2 protein-coding genes are annotated in these 2353 nt (G+C 38.9%); both read left to right on the forward strand.

The window, feature by feature from the left end; all coding sequences use genetic code 11:
- A partial coding sequence (locus ACKI3C_RS04615) for a hypothetical protein (RefSeq protein WP_407402527.1) occupies nucleotides 1-1666 on the forward strand: 1666 nt, incomplete at its 5' end.
- A gap of 285 nt (nucleotides 1667-1951) precedes the next feature.
- The gene (locus tag ACKI3C_RS04620) at nucleotides 1952-2242 is read left to right on the forward strand and encodes a hypothetical protein (protein WP_407402529.1); all 291 of its coding nucleotides are present in this window, start codon (nucleotides 1952-1954) and stop codon (nucleotides 2240-2242) included.
- The last annotated feature ends 111 nt before the right edge of the window (nucleotides 2243-2353 follow it).

The raw sequence follows: 2353 nt of genomic DNA on the forward strand, positions 1-2353 counted from the left end.
GGCTTGCTTGGTGTCGTGCGGCAGCCGTGCCGACCGGCCGTCGCTCGTTGCCATCGACTCGCTCATCTTGCAGGCTCCCGACAGTGCCTGCGAGCTGCTGGCCGACTATCCCGAGGACTCGCTCACCACCGCCGACGACCGAGCCTACCACGCCCTGCTCACCACCATAGCCGACTACAAAGCCTACCGCCCCGCAACGAGCGACAGCATCATCAATATCGCCCTCAACCATTACGACCGCAACGGCGCCAACCCCGACCACCGCATGCGTTCGCTCCTCTACAAAGGCTGCGTCATGGAAGAACTGGGCGATGCCGAGCAAGCAATCGAATACTACAAAAGAGCCGAGACCCTCTGCCCTGCCGACGACTACTTCCACATCGGCTATATCAACTTCAGGAAAGCATCGCTATACAACTATGAACTCGTAGATTCTCTTCCCGTTATACTCTATAAAACCGCCTTACATGGATTTAAAAAAGCAGGAGACAAACATTATGAAGCTCAAACTCTGGGATTATTAGGATCTGTTTATACCCTGTTAAACAATGATAGTGCGGAGTATTATATTAAACATAGCGTTATCATTTCTAAAGAGATTAACGATAGTTCCAATATTTATGATGGTCTAGCTTCCTTGTGTGCATTATATTTCCACCAAGAAAAATACAAAGAAGTGACATCAATTGCACATGAAACATTGGTCACTTATGGGAAATATACCAATAATCGTATGTGCAATGATTTTGTTTCAACATCTTTTGCAAAAATGAATTTGATTGACTCGGCTTACTGGTATTTAAATCTCGCTTTGCCAGCAAATAATATTGAGGATAGTATCTCTATGTTTCGAGCAAAAGCAGAAATTGCACTTGCCGAAAGAGATACATACAAATATATTGAACTTAACCAGATTGCTGTCGATTTGGCAGACTCGGTGCTTGTTGCTAACCAAGCAATAGATTTACGCGAAGCTGAACTTAAGTACGAAAAAGCAGAAACTAAAATTGACTATCTTGCAAAACAACGACGCTATCTCCTATTTATGGCTATTTTAGTCGTTGTTATTTTAAGTATTACTTATATTGTCGTTTTGTTACGACAAAAGTTGCGTTTCGCACGTCAAGAAGTTAATGATGCAATAATTCAGCTCAATAATATGAAAAGGCATATTGAGCAACAAACTGTAGAAAACAAGAATTTCATCCTACGGATTCAAGAACAAGAAGCGCAACTCAAGGAGATACAATGTACCCCAGCTTCACCAGACAACTCATTGCAAGCACTTTCGGAACTGATTATTATACAAGAAAAAACAAAATTTTGTATAGACGAGATTTTACATTGTGTCTTTTATAACGGAAAACATAAGTCTGATAACATCATTGGAAATGATGCGCCCATTATTGTTAGTGATGAATTCTGGAATACTTTGGATGAAATTATTGCAATAAAGCATCGCGATATAAAAGAACGTTTAGATAATAAAAATTTATCATTAAGTAGTATTGAGAAGAGAGTCTTTGGCCTTTGTACAATAAATATGCCTAACGCAATAATACGCCGTATTCTTAATTACAAAAACGTACAAATAGTATCCAATTATCGTCACAAGCTTGCTGTGAAAATATTAGGAGAAGGACATAAACTAGAAGAAATCATTTAAAAATCATCTCACACACTAACCTTTGTTAGGCGATAGTTGGAGCACAACTTAAAATAAATTTACAAATAATTGGTATTCAACAAATTACCCCCTCCATAAATTTTATATAAATATTTGATTGTTAGGAGATATAGTCAGTAATTTTGCATTACTAGTAACTCTTAAATATTTATATATGAAAAAAGAATTTTAATTTTTCTTTTGGTTATGACTTGTATTTCAAGTTATGCCATAACTTGTGCACCTCTTTCTTTAGGGACAACTCGAATTGCAATCAAGCGAGGTTTGTATCAACATCAACACAACTACGAACCTATTGATTTACCCGAAGTAATCTATTCTAGTTATGATTCCACGATCACCATCGACTTCGGCAACCAGCCTGTGAACAATTACACAGTCACCATTTCTTCGCTGTATGCCGACGTGGACTACTATGCGACATCTTCCTTCACAACAATCCCTCTCGCAGTTGACGGTATCAGTGATTACTCTATCGTCATCGAGACTACCGAAGGCGACGTCTTTGAGGGCACTCTCGCTGCCAGCCAGTACGTGACCTCACAAACTATGTAATTATTCTTATCCAAATTATTTATAAACCTAAAAACAAAATTAAAGAAATGAAAAAATTAATCTTTTTTGCAATGGTTAGCCTTATTGCAAGCCTTGCGCAGGCACAACTCA

Origin of the sequence: Sodaliphilus sp. (assembly GCF_045598405.1) — a bacterium.
Classification (GTDB): Bacteria; Bacteroidota; Bacteroidia; order Bacteroidales; family Muribaculaceae; genus Sodaliphilus; species Sodaliphilus limicaballi.